Annotated in this window: 19 protein-coding genes and 1 tRNA gene; 10 read left to right on the top strand and 10 right to left on the bottom strand. The window is 75.0% G+C overall.

All coding sequences use genetic code 11. From position 1 onward, the window contains the following. Positions 1-20: 20 nt before the first annotated feature. A complete protein-coding gene (locus ACI790_RS15840; protein ID WP_456570743.1) occupies positions 21-935 on the top strand; it encodes an MSMEG_6728 family protein in 915 nt (304 codons plus the stop codon). On the opposite strand, the gene ACI790_RS15835 is transcribed toward ACI790_RS15840, so the two are convergent. Both ACI790_RS15835 and ACI790_RS15830 read right to left on the bottom strand, forming a co-directional pair. Next, positions 932-1,342, bottom strand: coding sequence for a PaaI family thioesterase (locus tag ACI790_RS15835; RefSeq protein WP_456570742.1), 411 nt, complete (start codon positions 1,340-1,342; stop codon positions 932-934). The genes ACI790_RS15840 and ACI790_RS15835 overlap by 4 nt on opposite strands. Next, positions 1,339-1,698 carry a VOC family protein gene (locus ACI790_RS15830; RefSeq protein WP_456570741.1) on the bottom strand — a complete coding sequence of 120 codons (360 nt, stop codon included), beginning with the start codon at positions 1,696-1,698 and terminating at the stop codon, positions 1,339-1,341. Before ACI790_RS15830 ends, ACI790_RS15835 begins: the two co-directional genes overlap by 4 nt. A 137-nt stretch (positions 1,699-1,835) precedes the next feature. On the opposite strand from ACI790_RS15830, the gene ACI790_RS15825 reads away from it, so the two are divergent. Next, positions 1,836-2,534 (top strand): YbaK/EbsC family protein, encoded by a 699-nt coding sequence (locus tag ACI790_RS15825; protein ID WP_456570740.1) that lies wholly within the window; start codon positions 1,836-1,838, stop codon positions 2,532-2,534. Between the two features lie 30 nt (positions 2,535-2,564). Here ACI790_RS15825 and mscL read toward each other — a convergent pair whose 3' ends face one another. The 3 genes from mscL to ACI790_RS15810 all read right to left on the bottom strand — a co-directional run bounded on the left by mscL (position 2,565) and on the right by ACI790_RS15810 (position 4,102). Then, positions 2,565-3,002, bottom strand: a complete 438-nt coding sequence (gene mscL, locus ACI790_RS15820; RefSeq protein ID WP_456570739.1) for a large conductance mechanosensitive channel protein MscL — start codon at positions 3,000-3,002, stop codon at positions 2,565-2,567. A gap of 49 nt (positions 3,003-3,051) precedes the next feature. Next, complete coding sequence (gene cpaB / locus ACI790_RS15815) at positions 3,052-3,675, bottom strand: Flp pilus assembly protein CpaB (protein ID WP_456570738.1); 624 nt, start codon at positions 3,673-3,675, stop codon at positions 3,052-3,054. A 97-nt stretch (positions 3,676-3,772) separates the two neighbouring features. Continuing rightward, positions 3,773-4,102 (bottom strand): FmdB family zinc ribbon protein, encoded by a 330-nt coding sequence (locus tag ACI790_RS15810; RefSeq protein WP_456570737.1) that lies wholly within the window; start codon positions 4,100-4,102, stop codon positions 3,773-3,775. 185 nt (positions 4,103-4,287) lie between these two features. On the opposite strand from ACI790_RS15810, the gene ACI790_RS15805 reads away from it, so the two are divergent. Genes ACI790_RS15805 through ACI790_RS15795 form a run of 3 tightly spaced genes read left to right on the top strand, consistent with a single transcriptional unit; the run spans position 4,288 to position 7,560 of the window. Next, complete coding sequence (locus tag ACI790_RS15805; RefSeq protein WP_456570736.1) at positions 4,288-4,737, top strand: helix-turn-helix transcriptional regulator; 450 nt, start codon at positions 4,288-4,290, stop codon at positions 4,735-4,737. Positions 4,738-4,742: 5 nt separating this feature from the next. Then, positions 4,743-5,153, top strand: a complete 411-nt coding sequence (locus ACI790_RS15800; RefSeq protein ID WP_456570735.1) for a VOC family protein — start codon at positions 4,743-4,745, stop codon at positions 5,151-5,153. A gap of 16 nt (positions 5,154-5,169) precedes the next feature. Beyond that, the gene (locus ACI790_RS15795; protein WP_456570734.1) at positions 5,170-7,560 is read left to right on the top strand and encodes an ATP-binding cassette domain-containing protein; all 2,391 of its coding nucleotides are present in this window, start codon (positions 5,170-5,172) and stop codon (positions 7,558-7,560) included. Between the two features lie 7 nt (positions 7,561-7,567). Here the strand turns inward: ACI790_RS15795 and ACI790_RS15790 are convergent, their stop codons facing one another. The 5 genes from ACI790_RS15790 to ACI790_RS15770 form a co-directional block, all read right to left on the bottom strand. After that, positions 7,568-8,020 (bottom strand): DUF5313 family protein, encoded by a 453-nt coding sequence (locus ACI790_RS15790; RefSeq protein ID WP_456570733.1) that lies wholly within the window; start codon positions 8,018-8,020, stop codon positions 7,568-7,570. Positions 8,021-8,211: 191 nt separating this feature from the next. Next, the gene (locus ACI790_RS15785) at positions 8,212-9,741 is read right to left on the bottom strand and encodes a carboxyl transferase domain-containing protein (RefSeq protein WP_456570732.1); all 1,530 of its coding nucleotides are present in this window, start codon (positions 9,739-9,741) and stop codon (positions 8,212-8,214) included. Next, on the bottom strand, positions 9,738-10,925 hold the full coding sequence (locus ACI790_RS15780; RefSeq protein WP_456570731.1) for a CaiB/BaiF CoA transferase family protein: 1,188 nt from the start codon (positions 10,923-10,925) through the stop codon (positions 9,738-9,740). The genes ACI790_RS15785 and ACI790_RS15780 overlap by 4 nt, the downstream gene beginning before the upstream one ends. A gap of 85 nt (positions 10,926-11,010) precedes the next feature. Beyond that, positions 11,011-12,348: an SLC13 family permease gene (locus ACI790_RS15775; RefSeq protein ID WP_456570730.1), complete on the bottom strand. Its 1,338-nt coding sequence runs from the start codon at positions 12,346-12,348 to the stop codon at positions 11,011-11,013. A 42-nt stretch (positions 12,349-12,390) separates the two neighbouring features. Continuing rightward, positions 12,391-12,984, bottom strand: a complete 594-nt coding sequence (locus tag ACI790_RS15770) for a 5-formyltetrahydrofolate cyclo-ligase (protein WP_456570729.1) — start codon at positions 12,982-12,984, stop codon at positions 12,391-12,393. 26 nt (positions 12,985-13,010) lie between these two features. Here ACI790_RS15770 and galU point away from each other — a divergent pair, with 26 nt between their 5' ends. The 5 genes from galU (at position 13,011) to ACI790_RS15745 (ending at position 17,201) form a co-directional block, all read left to right on the top strand. Further along, complete coding sequence (galU, locus tag ACI790_RS15765) at positions 13,011-13,931, top strand: UTP--glucose-1-phosphate uridylyltransferase GalU (RefSeq protein ID WP_456570728.1); 921 nt, start codon at positions 13,011-13,013, stop codon at positions 13,929-13,931. Between the two features lie 112 nt (positions 13,932-14,043). After that, on the top strand, positions 14,044-15,495 hold the full coding sequence (gene glp, locus ACI790_RS15760) for a molybdotransferase-like divisome protein Glp (RefSeq protein WP_456570727.1): 1,452 nt from the start codon (positions 14,044-14,046) through the stop codon (positions 15,493-15,495). 11 nt (positions 15,496-15,506) lie between these two features. Beyond that, positions 15,507-16,139 (top strand): GNAT family N-acetyltransferase, encoded by a 633-nt coding sequence (locus ACI790_RS15755; protein WP_456570726.1) that lies wholly within the window; start codon positions 15,507-15,509, stop codon positions 16,137-16,139. 179 nt (positions 16,140-16,318) lie between these two features. Beyond that, complete coding sequence (locus ACI790_RS15750; RefSeq protein ID WP_456570725.1) at positions 16,319-17,050, top strand: hypothetical protein; 732 nt, start codon at positions 16,319-16,321, stop codon at positions 17,048-17,050. Between the two features lie 77 nt (positions 17,051-17,127). Continuing rightward, a tRNA-Ala gene (locus tag ACI790_RS15745) sits at positions 17,128-17,201 on the top strand. Positions 17,202-17,295 lie beyond the last annotated feature (94 nt).

The following is a 17,295-nucleotide window of genomic DNA, read 5'->3' as shown; positions in this document are numbered from 1 at the left end:
CTGACCGAGACTGGACCGCGATGCAGACCTTCGTGCCGGTGGCCGACTTCGAGGAGAGCGCGCGGCTGCTCGACTCCCCGCGCCTGGGCAAGCAGCGGGTGGAGACCCTCCAGATCCTCCGGGCGCTGGAGCTGCCCGACTACGGCTGGGCCAGCCACCCCGTCGTCGCGATGTGGCGTGGCCGGACGCCGGCCCTGGTCGCGTACGGGCTCGCCATGGTGCGGATCTGGCGCGAGCGCGGCTTCGCCGACAGCACCGAGACGCTGATCGGCGAGTTCGCGCCCGACGTCGTCGGGGTGCCGCAGGCCGAGTTGGCCGCGGCCGGCCTGCTCCCGTCCTGGATCGGCGACGAGGCGCTGCACCGCTCGCACCGCTCCAACCTGATCGCCAAGGACCCCGAGTTCTACCGCGGTCGGTTCACCGCGCGGTTCGGCCCCGAGCCCGACGACCTGCCCTACATCTGGCCCGGCCCGGACGAGCTGCCGCCGGCGCCCGCGCCCGAGGGCGTGCGGGTGTGGGTGGTGCGGCCCCGCGCGCACAACGAGCTGGGCGCCTGCCTGGCGGCCGGGGTCGTCGGGCTCGGCACCCAGTCGGGCATCGACGTCGACGCGACCGGGCTGGACCCCGCCGAGCTCCGCACGCTGTCCAAGGAGATCTCCGGCCGCCGCCCGGCCAAGGACCTGCGCCAGCTGTCGGCCTTCCTCGACGAGATGAAGCCCGGTGACCCGGTGGGGCTGCCGATCGAGCACGGCGCCGGGCTGCTGGTCGGTGAGGTGGTGGGGGACTACCTGTTCCAGGGCCGGGAGCTGCTGCCGCACCGGCGGCCCGCGCGCTGGGACCGGGTGGTGCCGCGGGCGGCCGCCCGGCCGCCCGCGACCCTCCAGGACCCGCGCGCGCTGTTCCAGGTCGTGCTCGACCCGGCGGTGCTCGGCTAACCCGGCAGCGGGACGTTCTGCAGCCGCACCTGCCCGCGGGCGACGAGCTTTCCGTCCTCGCGGGTGAGCAGCACCTGCCACAGCTGCTGGGTGCGCCCCTGCTGGACCGGCTCGGCGACGACGTCGACTCGGCCGCTGGTGGTGGAGCGGAGGAAGTCGGTGTTGTTGTTGACGCCGACGGCGAACCGGCCGGAGTCCCGCACCGCCGCGCTGGCGCCGATGCTGGCGGCGGACTCGACGACCGAGCAGTAGACGCCGCCGTGCACCACGCCCCACGGCGTGTGCTGGTCCGGGCCCAGGTCCACGTGCCCGGCGACGCGGGCGCCGGTGGCCTCGGTGACGGAGAACTTCATCGCCGCGACGAACGGGCTCGCGACGGTGACGTCGACCGGCGGGCGCTCGCTCACGCGTTCCACACCAGGCAGAACGGGTGGCCCACCGGGTCGGCGTAGACGCGGAAGTCGCCACCGCCACCCGGCAGCGCCCGGGCGCCCAGCGCGAGCACCTTCGGCTCGGCCTCCGCGATGTCGGCGACCCGGATGTCGAGGTGGAACTGCTGGGGCCGCTCGGGGTCCGGCCACGCCGGCGGCTGCAGGTCCGGCGCCTGCTGGAAGGCGATCCGGTACCCGGCGCCGGTGACGACGACCCAGTCGTCGCCGGGGCCGCCCTTGCTCACCTCCATGCCGAGGAGGTCGGCGTAGAAGGTGGCGAGCGCGTGCGGGTCGGGCGCGTCGATCACGACGGAGTGCAGCTGACCGATCATGGGCCCATCCTGGCGGTCCCAGCCGGCGGCGGACAGCCGGAGCCCGGCCGGCCGCCGCCGCGATGCCGCCACCCCGCGCTGCGCCGGTGCACTCCCGTGGCAGAGGATCGACCCGTGCCGTCCCTCTCCGCCGCCCGATGACCGCCCCCGCCCTCGGCTCGCTCCGCTGGCTCCCGGCCGCCGAGCGGACCGACCTGCTGGCCCCGCCGGTCGCCGCCGCACTGCCGGGGCTGCCCGGCGGCGCGTGGGTGGCCGAGATCGCCGAGGACCTGGCCGACACCGCGGCCTTCTCGCAGGCCTACGACGTGCCGCTCGCCGCCTCCGCCAACTGCGTCGTCGTCGCGTCGCGGCGCGCCGGGGAGACCACGCTGGCCGCCTGCCTGGTGCTGGCGACCACCCGCGCCGACGTCAACGGGCTGGTGCGCCGCCACCTGGGTGCGCGGAAGGCGTCGTTCGCCCCGCAGGACGTCGCCGTCGCGGAGAGCGGCATGGCCTACGGCGGCATCACCCCGGTCGGGCTGCCCGCGGCCTGGCCGGTGCTCGTCGACGCCGCGGTCGCCGCGGCGGAGCTGGTGGTCATCGGCTCGGGCACCCGGGGCAGCAAGCTGGCGGTGCCGGGCGCCCTGCTGGCCGCGCTGCCCGGTGCGGTGGTGCTCGACGGGCTCGGCCGGCCCCTGCCCGAGTCCCCGCCGGCCGCGGCGCCGGCTCCCGCGCTGCCGCCGCGCGACCGGGCGCGCGACGACAGCGACGTCGGCTGGGGCGAGCGGCCCGCGGACCTCTCCGACGACGACCGGCGCTACCTGGAGGACCGGCCGCCGCACTGGGGGAGCGACTGAGCTCGGCGCCGGGCGGCTGCTGGACCCCGCTCAGAGCTGCCCGGGGAGCGACGTGGTGCCGGGGCCGGACGGATCGGCTAGCGGGCGCCGCCCCTGCTGCGCGCGGAGCAGGTCGCGGATCTCCACGAGAAGCTCGACCTGGGTCGGTGCGACCGGGCCGGGCTCCTCGCCCCTCGCGCGCCGCTCCGTGAGCTTCTTCATCGGGGTGACGATCGCGAAGTAGACGACCGCCGCGGTCAGCACGAAGGTGATCAGCGCGTTGACGAAGCTGCCCCAGGTGAACCGCTGCCCGTCCACGGTGACGGTGCCGCCGTCCACCCCGCCGCCGCCGACCAGGCCGATGAGCGGCTCCAGGAACGACGTGGTGAACGAGGTGACCACCGCGGTGAAGGCGGCGCCGATGACGACCGCCACCGCGAGTTCGATGACGTTGCCGCGGAGCAGGAAGTCCTTGAATCCCTTGAGCATGGGCGTCATCCAACCGCCCGGGGGTTCCGGTGGCGAGGATCCCGGCCGGTCACGGCGGCGGCAGGCTGACCGTCAGCGTCGCGCCGGCCGCGGCGGCCGCGAGCCGGGCGGCGGTGGCCTCGTCGACGGCCAGCACCAGCAGCCCGGCGCCGGGGTCGCCGGCGTCCGGCGCGGGCGCGGCCAGGACCCGTGCGCCGTCGGCCACCCGCTCGGCCACGGCGGCACCGGTGCCGGTCGCGAGGACGTCGACCCGGTCGCCCGCGCGGACCAGCGCGGCGACCGTCAGGTCCGCCAGCCGCACCGGGGCCGCCACCTGCCCCGGCGGCAGCAGGCGGCTCAGCCCGGCGCCGACCAGCCGGGCGTCGCTGAGCGGTTCACCGCGCCGGACGTGCCCGGCGAGCACCCGGTGGACCAGCAGGTCGGGGGTGTCGACGATGCCGTCGGGCACCGTCCCCGGTGGCAGCCGGACGACCGCGAGCTGGCCCCGGGCGAGGGTGGTGCCGGCGGGCAGGTCGGCCGCGGCGACCACCACGGGGACGCCGGCCGGGCCGGGGCCCGCCGCCGGCGCCGCACCCGGCCGCAGCGCGAGGACGAGCGCCAGGACGGCCAGCAGTGCGGCAGCCGCCCGCCGGGCGGCCAGCAGCGGGGACCGGGGACGGCGCAGGCGCGGCATGACCCGACCCTGCGCGCCGGAGCTCCCGGCCGGGCCGGCCCGCGGCGATCTGTGGAGGAGCGCGTCCCTGTGGACGGCGGGCCGGGGCCCGCCGCCGTCAGTTGGCGGCCTTGGCCCCGCTGCCGGACGTCGACGGCGTGGTCGAGGTGCCGGCGGAGGAACTCGAGGAGCCCTCCTTGGCCGGCGCCGGCGTCGAGGTGCCGGTGGACGACCCGGAGCTCGCGGTCTCCGACGCCGTGCTGCTCTTCCGGCTGTCGGTGCGGTAGAAGCCCGACCCCTTGAAGACGACGCCGACCGAGCCGTAGACCTTGCGCACCGGGGCGCCGCACTCGGGGCACTCGCTCACCGCCGCGTCGGTGAAGGACTGCACGACCTCGAACTCGTGCTTGCCCTCGGAGTTGGTGCAGGCGTACTGGTACGTGGGCACGGTCGTGCTCTCCCTGGTGGTGCGACGGTGGGGTGCCGAGTTGGCACTCCTCCCCGGCGACTGCCAATGATGCGCCATCCCGCCGCCGGACGTCCACGCACGTGGTGGAGTGTCACCCCCGCCCGTCGTCGCGGGGCGGCCCCGGACCTCGTGCGCGGGCACCCGAAGGTGGCACGATCCCGGTCGTGACCAGCGGATCGGCCGCGGATCAGCGCCTGCGCGACCTGGCGCGGCTGCGTCGCGTCCGGGACCGGATCGACCGGGAGTACGCCCAGCCGCTGGACGTCGAGGCGCTCGCGCGCGGGGCGCACATGTCGGCCGGTCACCTGAGCCGTGAGTTCCGCGCCGCGTTCGGCGAGTCGCCCTACGCCTACCTGATGACGCGCCGCATCGAACGCGCGATGGCGCTGCTGCGACGCGGCGACCTCAGCGTCACCGAGGTCTGCTTCGCCGTCGGCTGCTCGTCGCTGGGCACCTTCAGCACCCGCTTCACGGAGCTGGTCGGCATGCCGCCCAGCGTCTACCGGCGCCAGGAGGGGCGCGCGACGGAGGGGATGCCCTCCTGCGTGGCCAGGCAGGTGACCAGACCGGTCAGGAATCGAGAAGCGCCGGCCGCGGAGCCGTCCCTAGCGTGACCGCCATGGACATCACCATCCACTCGAGCTTCCTCCCGCACAGCGATCCGGAGGCCTCGGTGGCCTTCTACCGCGACGTCCTCGGCTTCGAGGTCCGCCTCGACGTCGGGTACGAGGGGATGCGCTGGATCACGGTCGGTCCTCCCGGGCAGCCCGACACCGCCATCGTGCTGCACCCGCCGACGGCCGGCCCCGGCCTCACCGACGACGACAAGCGCACCGTCCTCGAGCTGATGGCCAAGGGCAGCTTCTTCGGCGTCAACCTGGCCACGCCGGACCTCGACGCCACCTTCGCGAAGCTGGAGGCCGGTGGCGCCGAGGTCGTCCAGGAGCCGACCGACCAGCCCTACGGCCTCCGTGACTGCGCCGTCCGCGACCCGGCGGGCAACATGATCCGCATCCAGCAGCAGGGCTGAGCAGCACGGAGGCACGATGAGCACGGGCACGAGGACGGCGCACCGGTCGTCCGCGCCGCACGTCGCCGACGGCCACGACCTGATCCGCGTGCAGGGCGCGCGGGTGAACAACCTGAAGGACGTCAGCGTCGAGCTCCCGAAGCGCAGGCTCACGGTGTTCACCGGGGTCTCCGGCTCGGGCAAGAGCTCACTGGTGTTCGGCACCATCGCCGCGGAGTCCCAGCGGCTGATCAACGAGACCTACAGCACCTTCGTGCAGGGCTTCATGCCGACGCTGGCGCGGCCCGAGGTCGACCTGCTCGACGGCCTGACGACGGCGATCATCGTCGACCAGGAGCGGATGGGCGCCAACCCGCGCTCCACCGTGGGCACGGCGACCGACGCGAACGCGATGCTGCGCATCCTGTTCAGCCGGCTGGGGAAGCCGCACATCGGCTCGCCCAACGCCTACTCCTTCAACATGCCGTCGGTCAGCGCCAGCGGTGCGATCACCGTCGAGCGCGGCGCGGGGAAGACCAAGGCGGAGAAGGTGACCTTCACCCGGCTCGGCGGCATGTGCCCCCGGTGCGAGGGCATGGGCTCGGTCAACGACTTCGACCTGTCGGCGCTCTACGACGAGTCGAAGTCCCTGAACGAGGGCGGCCTGATGGTCCCCGGCTACAGCATGGAGGGGTGGTACGGCCGGCTCTTCCAGGGCATCGGCCTGGACCTCGACAAGCCGATCGGCAGGTACACCAAGAAGGAGCTGCGCACCCTCCTCCACGAGGAGCCGACCAAGATCAACGTGGGGGGCGTCAACCTCACCTACGAGGGCGTGATCCCGAAGGTCCAGAAGTCGATGCTGTCCAAGGACGTCGACGCGCTGCAGCCGCACGTGCGGCGCTTCGTGGAGCGGGTGGTGACGTTCCAGACGTGCCCGGACTGCGGCGGCACCCGCCTGACGCAGGAGGCCCTCGCGTCGAAGATCCGCGGCAAGAACATCGCCGACCTCTGCGCGATGCAGATCAGCGACCTCGCGGCCTGGGTCCGGGACCTCGACGAGCCATCGGTGGCCCCGCTGGTCGCCGGACTGCAGCACCTGCTCGACTCGTTCGCGGAGATCGGCCTGGGCTACCTCTCGCTCGACCGCCCGGCCGGCACCCTGTCCGGCGGCGAGGCGCAGCGCACCAAGATGATCCGCCACCTCGGGTCCTCGCTGACCGACGTCACCTACGTCTTCGACGAGCCGACCATCGGCCTGCACCCGCACGACATCGAGCGGATGAACGACCTGCTGCTCCGCCTGCGCGACAAGGGCAACACGGTGCTGGTCGTGGAGCACAAGCCGGAGACCATCGCGATCGCCGACCACGTCGTCGACCTCGGCCCCGGCGCCGGTTCCGGCGGTGGCGAGGTGGTGTTCGAGGGCGCCGTCGACGAGCTGCGGAGCAGCGGCACGCTGACCGGCCGGCACCTCGACGACCGGGTCTCGGTGAAGCCGTCGGTGCGCACGCCGTCGGGCGCGCTGGAGGTGCGCGGCGCCGCCACCCACAACCTGCGCGACGTCGACGTCGACATCCCCCTCGGCGTGCTCGTCGTCCTCACCGGGGTGGCCGGGTCCGGGAAGAGCTCGCTGGTCCAGGGGTCGGTCGCCGGCCGGGACGGCGTCGTGGTGGTCGACCAGGGCGCGATCCGCGGCTCGCGCCGGAGCAACCCGGCCACCTACACCGGGCTGCTCGACCCGATCCGCAAGGCGTTCGCCAAGGCCAACGGGGTGAAGCCGGCGCTGTTCAGCGCCAACTCCGAGGGCGCCTGCCCCACCTGCAACGGCGCCGGCGTGATCTACACCGACCTCGGGGTCATGGCGACCGTCGAGTCACCCTGCGAGGAGTGCGAGGGGAAGCGCTTCCAGGCGGCGGTGCTGGAGTACACGCTCGGCGGCCGGGACATCGCCGAGGTGCTGGCGATGCCGGTGGCCGAGGCGGCGGAGTTCTTCGGCGACGGCGAGGCGCGCACGCCGGCCGCGCACACGATCCTGGAGCGGCTCGCCGACGTGGGCCTGGGCTACCTCACCCTCGGCCAGCCGCTCACCACGCTGTCCGGCGGGGAGCGTCAGCGGCTCAAGCTGGCCACCCAGATGGCGGAGAAGGGCACCGTCTACGTCCTCGACGAGCCGACCACCGGCCTGCACCTGGCCGACGTCGCGAACCTGCTGGGCCTGCTCGACCGGCTGGTCGACGCCGGCCGGTCGGTGATCGTCATCGAGCACCACCAGGCGGTCATGGCGCACGCCGACTGGATCATCGACCTGGGCCCCGGTGCCGGCAACGACGGCGGCCGGGTCGTCTTCGAGGGCACGCCCGCCGACCTGGTGGCCGCCCGGTCCACGCTCACCGGCGAGCACCTCGCGGCCTACGTCGGCGGCTGACGCGGGTTCAGCGACCCGTGCGTTCCCGGTAACGCGCGGCGCGCTTCGCCGCCGCCGCGCGCTTCCGCTCGGTCTCCCGCTGCTGGCGGCCGAGCCCGGCCTGGTCCCGGAGCGCGGTGGCGGTGCCCGCGGGGTAGCCCGCCTTGACCACCCGGTTCTCGGTGGTCTCCGGCATGTAGGCCAGGGAGAAGATCAGCCCCAGGAAGATCCCACCGCCCGCGACCGCCAGGCGCAGCGCCAGCGGGGCGGGCAGCAGGGTCACGACCAGCGCGATCGGCACCGCCAGCTGGACCAGCATCCGGACGACGTGCCGGACCCACCAGGTGCTCGTGGTGGTGTCGTGCAGGACCCAGCCGCGGTGCCGCGCGGGGAGCCCGCCGCCGAGGGCGTACCAGAGCCACCGGTGCGGCGCCGGGCGGACGATCGGCTCGGTGCTGCCAGGGCCTGCGGGGTGCGCCATGTCGGCTCGGTGCTCCAGCTCGGTGCGGATCGCACCTCGCGGTGCGCTGACGTCGATGGTGCCAGCCGTGCGGGCGCGGCGGGGTGGCCCCGGCTCAGAGTGGGCGTCCTGCCGCACCGTCGGGCGTCCTGCCGCACCGTCGGCGGTGCGTCAGGACGCCCGATGATCAGGTGAGCTGATCGTCGCCGCGGTCAGCGGCCGAGGTGGCGGTAGCGGTGCAGCCGGGTGCGGAAGCGCTCGGTGTCGTCCCGGCCGAGCAGGCCCGCCAGCTCCTCGCCCAGCACCCGGCCGAGCCGCCGGCAGAACTCGGCCGGCTCGTCGGCGGCGTCGGGCCGCTCGGGCACCACCCGGTCGACGATCCCGGCGCGCCACAGCTCCGTGGCGCGCACGCCCTGGTCCGCGGCCATCTCGTCGGCCCGGTCGACGGTGCGGTGCACGATCGCCGAGGCGCCCTCCGGCGGCAGCGGGCCCAGCCAGCCGTTGGCGGCGGCCAGCACCCGGTCGGCCGGGACCAGCGCCAGCGCCCCGCCGCCGGTGCCCTGGCCGAGCAGCACCGCCAGCGTCGGGGCCTTGAGCACGACGAGGTCGTGCAGGCAGCGGGCGATCTCCCCGGCCAGCCCGCCCTCCTCGGCCTCGCGGGACAGCGCGGCGCCGGGGGTGTCGATCAGGGTGACCAGCGGCAGCCGCAGCTGCTCGGCCAGGTGCATGCCGCGGCGGGCCTCCCGCAGCGCGGCCGGGCCCAGCGGCGCCGACATCGACTGCCCGCGCCGGTCCTGCCCCAGCACCACGCACGGCGCCCCGCCGAAGCGGGCCAGCGCCAGCAGCAGGCCCGGGTCCTTCTCTCCGGCCCCGGTCCCGGACAGGCCGACGACGTCGGTCGCCGCGGTGCGCAGCAGCCGCCGCACCCCCGGCCGGTCCTCCCGCCGCGACGCCGTCACGACGTCCCAGGCGGTGCGCCCGTCCTCCGGGTCGTCGGCGTCGGTGCCGTCCTCGGGGGTGGGGCGCTCGGCGTCCCGGACGTCGAGGTGCCAGGTCTGCCGCGCGGACAGCACGCGCAGCGCGCGGTCGGCGACCTCGGCGATCTCCTCGTGCGGGACGACGGCGTCGATCAGGCCGTGCTCGGCCAGGTTCTCGGCGGTCTGCACGTCCGCGGGGAACGGCTCGCCGTAGAGCGCCTCGAACACCCGCGGGCCGAGGAAGCCGATCGAGGCGCCGGGCTCGGCGATGGTGACGTGCCCGAGCGATCCCCAGGAGGCGAGCACGCCGCCGAAGGTGGGGTGGCGCAGGTAGACCAGGTACGGGAGCCCGGCCTCCTTGTGCCGGGCGATGGCGGCGGTGATGCCGATCATCTGGAGGAAGGCGACGGTGCCCTCCTGCATCCGGGTGCCGCCGGACACCGGCGCGGCCAGCAGCGGCAGCCCCTCGTCGGTGGCCCGCTCCACGGCGGCGATCAGCCGCTCGGCGGCGGCCACCCCGATCGAGCCGGCCAGGAAGCCGAACTCCCCGGCGACGACGGCGACCCGGCGGCCGCGCAGCGTCCCTTCGCCGGTGATGACCGATTCGTCCTGCCGGGACTTCTCCGCCGCGCGGGCCAGCTCGGCGGCGTAGCTCGCGGTGACGTCGCGGGGCGGGACGGGGGAGTCCCACGACCGCCACGACCCGGCGTCGAGGACCAGGTCGCGCAGGGCCCGGGCGTCGAGCCGGGCGGGCTTCCCGCTCACGTGGCGGGCCCGTTCAGCCAGGCGCGGATCGCCTCGCCGTCGGCGCCCAGCACCGGGGGAGCGAGGTGCTCCCGGCGGGTGGTCTCGGTCTCGCCGTCGGCGTCCGCCGCGAAGAAGCGCAGCGGCGGCCCGGGCAGCTGCAGCGCGCCCAGCGTGGCGTGCTCGACGTCGACGAGCAGGCCCTGGGACAGCGCCTGGTCCCAGGTGTAGACCTCGTCGATCGTGCGGACCTTGCCCGACGGGATGCCCACCTTCGCCAGCCGGGCCAGCAGGTCCTCGGCGGAGATGTCGGCGAACGCTCCCTCGAGCAGCGCGATCACCTCGGCGCGGTGCTCCACGCGGTCGCCGTTGGTGGCCATCCCGGGTGCCTCGGGGTCGAAGCCGAACTCGGCGCACAGCTTCCGCCACAGCGACTCGTTGGCACAGGCGACCTGGACGCTGCCGCCGCGGCAGTGGAACAGCCCGTAGGGGGCGATCGAGGGGTGGTGGTTGCCCTGCGCGGCGCCGACCTTCCCGGCCACCGTCCACGCCGTCCCCTGGAAGGCGTGCACGCCCACGATCGCGGCCAGCAGCGAGGTCCGCACGACCTGCCCCCGGCCGGTGCGCTCGCGCTCCATCAGCGCGGCGACCACGCCGTAGGCGCCGTACATCCCGGCCAGCAGGTCACCGATCGGGACGCCGACCCGCTGCGGGTCCTCCGGCCCGGAGCCGGTGAGCGACATGAGCCCGCCCTCGCCCTGGGCGATCTGGTCGTAGCCGGCGCGGCCGCCTTCGGGGCCGTCGTGGCCGAACCCGCTGATCGCGAGGGTGACCAGCCGCGGGTTCAGCCCGGCCAGCACCTCGGTGCCGAAGCCGAGCCGGGCGAGCGTCCCCGGCCGGAAGTTCTCCATGAGCACGTCGGCGCGGCGGATCAGCTCGGTGAGCAGCGCCTTGTCGCCGTCGTCCTTGAGGTCGAGGGTGATCGACTCCTTGTTCCGGTTCGTCGACAGGAAGTACGTGGACTCCCGCTCGCCGGTGTCGGGCTGGACGAACGGCGGGCCCCACCCGCGGGTGTCGTCCCCGCTGCCGGGGCTCTCCACCTTGATCACCCGGGCGCCGAGATCGCCCAGCATCATCGCGGCGTGCGGCCCCGCCAGGGCGCGGGTCAGGTCGACGACGAGGACGCCGTCCAGTGGTCCGGGCATGGTGGTCTCCCTCGCTCGGTGGTCGCCGGTTCCGGCGGAGCACTCGAAAAGTCTCTCAGCGCTGAGATATCGGGCGTCAGGTGGGTCACAGCCAGCCGGGCACGACGAAGACCAGCCACGACAGCAGCGGTCCGACGGCCACGACGATCGCGGCGTACGCCAGGATCTGCTTGTAGAAGCGGTCGCGGTCGATGTCCTGCGCGTTCGCCAGCACCAGCGCGCCGTTCGTGGAGAACGGGCTCACGTCGACGATGGTCGAGGCCACGGACAGGGCGACCACCACACCGACGGCGCTGATGGCGCCGGCCTCCAGGAACGGCACCGCGAGCAGGATGGCGACGCCGATGATCGCCGTCGACGAGGCGAAGGCCGACACCACCCCGCCGATGTAGGCCAGCAGCAGGGCGATGAGCAGCGGCACGCCGAGCCCGATGACCGCGTCGCCGACGTAGTCGATCGTGCCGGCCTCCTGCAGGACGAACACGAAGGTCAGCACGCCGGCGATGAGCAGGATCGTCGACCAGCTGATCTGGGTCACCGCCCCCTTGTGCTGCTGCGCGGAGAACAGCGCCAGGACGACGGCGACGGTGATCGCGACGAACCCGATGTCCAGGTCGAACGCCAGCGCCAGGACGGCGACGACGACCAGCCCGATCAGCGTGAGGACCTGCTCGAAGCGGACCGGTTCCGGGCGGTCGGGGTGGATGTGCTCGTCGTCGTCCCCGCCGACGCCCGGGCCGGGCGCCGCACCGTGGCCGCGGACCAGCGTGCCGTGGGCGTGCTCGGTGTGCGGGACCGGCGCCGCGGCGACCTTGCGGCCGATCAGCTTCCGGCCGCCCAGGGCGAAGAACAGGACGACGGCGATGGCGATGTTGAAGACGAGCGCACCGAGGAAGACCGCGAGCGGGTTGCTGGGCAGGCCCTCGCCCTCGACGATCGTGTTCACCGTGACGCCGTAGACGCTGATCGGGGAGAAACCGCCGCCCTGGGCGCCGTGGATGACCATCATGCCCATCAGCAGGGGGCTGATCCCGTGCCGCGCGGCGAAGGTCAGCGCGATCGGCGCGATGATCGCCACCGCCGCCGGGGACAGCGCGCCGATGGCGGTGAGCACGGCGGTGACGAAGAACATGATCCAGGGAATGGCCGCGACGTGGCCGCCGACCAGCTTGACCGCGCCCCTGACCAGCAGGTCGACGGTGCCGTTGTTCTGCGCGATCGCGAACAGGTACGTGACACCGATCAGCGTCAGCACGAGCCCGGCGGGGAAGCCGGTGATGATGTCGTCGGTGCTCAGCCCCACCGACAGGGTGCCGACCACGAAGGCGGCGACGAATGCCAGCGCCCCCATGTTGATCGGCAGGAACGTGGCGATGGCGAAGATGACCACCAGGGCCAGGATGGTGACGATCTCGGCGGACACGGCCCCTCCCGCGGCGTGGGGTGATGAAGTCGCCCCACTGTGTCAGTGACCGGCCGGTAGCGCCTGCCATCCGCCGGACGGCGTGACCACGGCCGTCACCCGCACGTCGTGCGGCCCGGTGGGGAGTCGGTCGACCAGTTCGTCGTCGAAGACGACGGCGACCAGCACCGCGCCGGGGCGGGCGTGCCGCAGGGCGCGGTCGTAGTACCCGCCGCCGCGGCCCAGCCGCGCGCCGTCGCGGGCCACGGCCACCGCCGGGACGACCACGGCGCCGGCCGCGCCGATCGCCGCCGGGCCCAGCCGCGGGCCGGGGGGCTCCAGCAGGCCGAACCGGCCGGGCACCAGCTCCCCGGAGTTCTCCGCCCAGTCCAGCTCCCGGCCCCGGGCGGGCACGACCGGCAGGAGCACCCGCGCGCCGCCCCCGCCGAGGACCCGGGGGAGGTGCCCGTGCCCGGCCTCGGTCCCGTCGGGCACGAACGCGGCGACCACCGGCGTGCCCGCCAGGCGCGCGGCGAGCGTCGCGGCGACCGCGGCCGAGCCCGCCGCCCGCTCCGCGCCCGGCCGGTCGGCCCGGCGGCGCAGCAGCGCGGCGCGGACCGCCGCCTTGGCGGTGCCGACCTCGGGGGAGGTGCTCATCGGCGCAGGCTAGCTAGGCTGCCCGCATGTCGACGCCCAACACCCGTCCGGCCCGGAAGGCGGTCATCCCCGTCGCAGGAATGGGCACCCGTTTCCTGCCCGCCACCAAGGCCGTGCCCAAGGAACTGCTCCCGGTGGTGGACCGGCCGGCGCTGCAGTACATCGTCGAGGAGGCCGCCCGCGCCGGCCTGCCGGAGGTGCTCATGGTCACCGGCCGCAACAAGGCCGCCATCGAGGACTTCTTCGACCGCACACCCGAGCTCGAGGCGGCGTTGGAGAAGAAGGGCGACGCCGCGCGGCTGGCCGCCGTGCACGAGTCCACCGAGGTCGCCCAGGTGCACTTCGTCCGCCAGGGCGAGGCCCAGGGGCTGGGCCACGCGGTGCTCCAGGCGGCCGCCTTCGTCGGCGACGAGCCGTTCGCGGTGCTGCTGGGCGACGACCTGATCGACGCCCGCGACCACCTGCTCGAGCAGATGCTCGCCGTCCAGGCGGAGCACGGCGGCTCGGTGATCGCGCTGCTCGACGTCGGCCGGGAGAACATCGACAAGTACGGCGCCGTGGCGGTCGAGCCCACGGCCGACGGCGGCGACGTCGTCGCGGTCACCGGCCTGGTGGAGAAGCCGCCCGTCGACGAGGCCCCCAGCAGCCTGGCGATCATCGGGCGCTACGTGCTGGGCCCGGAGATCTTCGAGGTGCTCCGGGAGACCCCGCCCGGCCGCGGTGGGGAGATCCAGCTGACCGACGCGCTGGCCACCCTCGTGGAGCGCGGGGCGCCGGTCCACGGCGTGGTCTTCAGCGGCCGGCGCTACGACACCGGCGACAAGCTGGACTACCTCAAGGCCGTCATCCGGCTGGCCGTCGAGCGCGACGACCTCGGCCCGTCGCTGCGCGGCTGGCTGCGCGACTTCGTCACCGAGCTGCCCGCCGAGGGCGCGTCGTCGTCCTGACCGGCGTCCGCGAGGGCACGATCGGACCGCGGCGCGACGCCGGCCCCCTCCGGGCCGGTGCCGCCGCACGTGCGGTGTCGGCGGACGGCGCCGCGGGACGACGGTGGTGAGGATGTCCGGGCACAGCGACGACGGCAGCATCGGCGGCGGAGGGTTCCGGGCGCACCGGGACACCGCCCAGGTCGACATGCCCATGGCACCACCCCGGGTCACCGGTCCGGTCGGGCTGCGCGACACCCGGGCAGTGTCCGTGCCGCCCGGCGAGCAGGCCCCCGCGGCGCGGGGGGTCACCGGCCCGGTGCCCCTGCCGGCCGACGGCCGCTCGGACGCCTCGCCGCAGGTGCGCACCGTCGAGCGGCACCTCGACGAGATCCTCGCCGCGGTCCCGCAGCCGGACCCGATCGAGCTGGCCGTGCTGGACGCCCAGGGGCTGCTGTGCGCCGAGGACGTCGTCAGCCAGCGGGCGCTGCCGGCCTTCGACCAGGCGGCGCTGGACGGCTACGCCGCCCGCGCGGAGGACGTCGTCGCCGCCACCGTGACCGACCCGGTGGAGCTCCCCGTCGTGGGGGAGAGCGTGGCGGGGGCGGGCGCGCCGTCGTCGATCGGACCCGGCCTGGCGCTGAAGGTCGCCGCCGGCGCGATGCTCCCCACCGGCGCGGACGTCGTCGTCCCGGCGGTGTGGACCGACAACGGCGCGGCCCGGGTCGCCGTCCAGGCCGCACCGCCGGCCGGCAGCTACGTCCGCCGCACCGGTGACGACGTCGCGCCGGGGGACCCCGCGGTGCACGTCGGCACCCCGATCGGCCCCGCCCAGATCAGCCTGCTCGCCGCCGTCGGGCGGGAGCGGGTGCTCGTCCGCCCGCGGCCGCGGGTCGTCGTGCTCAGCGCCGGCAGCGAGCTGGTGGACGTGAGCGCCACCCCCGCGCCCGGCCAGGTGGTCGACGTCAACAGCTACGCGCTGGCCGCGGCGGCCCGGGACGCCGGCGCCGACGCCTACCGCTCGGGGATCCTGCCCAGCGACCAGCGGCGCCTGACCGAGGTGCTGGAGAGCCAGCTGCTGCGCAGCGACCTGGTGCTCCTCTCCGGGACCTTCGCCAGCGGCGGGTTCGACATGGTGCAGGAGGCGCTGGCCGGGCTCGGGCGGATGCGGTTCCGCCAGGTCGCCATGCACCCCGGCCCCGCGCAGGGCTTCGGCCGGCTGGGCCGCGACGAGGTGCCGGTCATCTGCGTGCCCGGGGAGCCGGTCGCCGCGCTGGTCGCCTTCGAGGTGTTCGTCCGGCCCGCCATCCGGCTGATGCTCGGCAAGCGCCAGCTGTTCCGCCGCACCGTGCAGGCGATCGCCGGGCAGCAGCTGCTCTCCCCGCTGGGGTACCGCCAGTACCTGCACGGCACGGTGATGCGGCACCCCGACGGCGGCTACGTCGTCGAGCCGGTGGGGGAGGCGACCGACGCCCTCCTGGCGCGGATGGCCCGCGCGAACTGCCTGATCGTCATCGACGAGGACGTCACCGAGGTGGCCGCCGGCGGTCTGGTCACCGTCATGCCGCTGCTGCTCGGCGGCTGACGCTGGCCCTCGTGACCGACCCCCTCCTGCACCCCGGCTGGCCGGCGATCCTCGCCTGGGGTCCGGTGGAGCTGCACCCGCTCCGCCGGCGCGACGCGGTCGAGTGGAGCCGCGTCCGGCTGGCCAACGAGGACTGGCTGCGGCCCTGGGAGCCGACCGCCGGCGTGGCGTGGGAGGCCCGGCACACCCCGCCGGCGTACCGGGCGATGCGGCGGATGATGGCCCGCCGGGCGCGGCTGGGCACCTCGCTGCCGTTCGCCGTCCGGGTCGAGGGCCGGCTGGTCGGCCAGGTGACGGTGGACAACATCGTCCGGGGCGCGCTGCGCGCCGGGTTCCTCGGGTACTGGATCGACCGCTCGGTCGCCGGGCGGGGCATCGCCTCCCTGGCCGTGGCCCTGGTGTGCGACCACGCCTTCGGCCCCGCGGGCCTGCACCGGCTGCAGGCCGACATCCGACCGGAGAACCTGCCCAGCCAGCGGCTGGTGGAGCGGCTGGGGTTCCAGCGGGAGGGCCTGCTGCGGCGGTACCTGGACATCGACGGCGCCTGGCGCGACCACCTGGCGTACGCGCTGCTCGCCGAGGACCTGCCCCGCGGCGTCCTGGACCGCTGGCAGGGGATGACCCCGGGTCGACCAGTCGACTGATCGGCTCGCCGACATAGCACGCACGGTGACCGCGGCCCGGGTGGGCGCGGGGGACACGCCGTCCTCCGTCACACCGGTCTCACAACACATCAGCGACACGCCCGCGCGCCTCCCGGATCCCGCCCCCTCCGCTGCATAACCTCGCCCGGCGAGTGACGGATGTGACAGGTGGTGTTCCTATGGGTTCGGGCGTGCTCTTGGCCGCGCTGGTCGTGCTGTGGTTCGTCGTGCTGGTGCCCATGGTGGTGACCCGCGGTGACGCACAGGACGGCCGGGCGGAGTCTGCCGACTCGGGTCGGACGTTGCAGCGGCGGCGGTCCGTGGACCCGGCGCGGCATGCCGAGACCGAGCGGGTGTCGATCGACCGCGAGGTCCTGCGCACCACCGGTGAGCTGAAGGTGGACGTGCACGCGCTCCGCCGCCGCGCCCTGGGGAGCCTGGCGGCCCTCACGCTGGCGTCGCTGGCCGGGGCGCTGCTCCTCACACCGTGGCTGTGGATCGCGCAGGTGTTCTTCACCGTCGCGACGGTCGCTTACGTGCTGGTGCTCCGGAAGGTCGCCCGGCGCGAGCGGCTCGCCGCCCGCCGTGCCGCCCGGGCCGCGGCGCGGGCGGCCGTGCGCACCTCGGTGCGCCCCGCCGCCCGTCCGGCGCCGGCCGCGGCACCGGCGCCCGTCCAGCGCACGGCGTCGGCCGAGGTGCACGAGACGGTCGCGCAGGAGGCCCTGCCCCGTCCGGTGCACCCCAGCCTCCCGCTCGCCCCGGTCCACACGCTCCGTCCGGGACGGGTCGTGGCCGCCCGCACCCCGGCGCCCGCCGGGTGGCAGAACAGCGCCGTCGTGGGCCTCGACGACGACGACATCGGCTTCGCCGACATCGACGAGTACCAGCCGCCGCGCGTGGTCAACGCCTGAGCGGTCGCTGCGGGCCTCCGGCCCTGCCCCGGTGGCAGGGCCGGAGGAGTCGGGCGGTAGTCTTGCTCCGGCACTTGGGGGCTGTGGCGCAGACCGGTAGCGCACCTCGTTCGCATCGAGGGGGTCAGGGGTTCGAATCCCCTCAGCTCCACCCACGTACATCGACCGGCGCCGCCGGGGGCCTGCACCCCCTGCGGCGCCGTCGTCGCGTCGGACGGCGGATCGCGCCGCCGCGACCACTAGGC

The sequence above is a fragment of the Blastococcus sp. SYSU DS0539 genome (genome assembly GCF_054050855.1).
This window is presented reverse-complemented; position numbering and strand designations above follow the sequence as displayed.